The 281-nt window shown below is 37.0% G+C and carries 1 pseudogene; it reads left to right on the forward strand.

The annotated features are described in order from the left end of the window. Positions 1-47: 47 nt before the first annotated feature. Positions 48-176: pseudogene (locus ACNQ0T_RS24120) on the forward strand (aldo/keto reductase); the annotation flags it as partial. Positions 177-281 lie beyond the last annotated feature (105 nt).

Raw genomic sequence — 281 nt, forward strand, 5'->3', positions numbered from 1 at the left:
TTTCCGTATAGTCTGCTTCAGAGTATTGCAGATGCCCATCAAAAATCGATTTCTCACTGACAGATAAAGAAATGGCACAAATTAGTTCGCTTGATTTGGGTTATGTTGGGGAGTCGGTAAAACATTTTAATCCTGAATTTGTTCGTGGTTGTCTTGCTGTAAAAATACATGATTGATATTAATCATGTATTTTACCTAAGACGACAAAAACCTTTTAACAGGGAGTGATACTGATCTTCACTCTGTCATATCTCCGGTAATATGGCGTCAGGCTTCATCAT

Source organism: Enterobacter cloacae complex sp.6700776 (assembly GCF_048284255.1).
Lineage (GTDB): Bacteria > Pseudomonadota > Gammaproteobacteria > Enterobacterales > Enterobacteriaceae > Enterobacter > Enterobacter intestinihominis.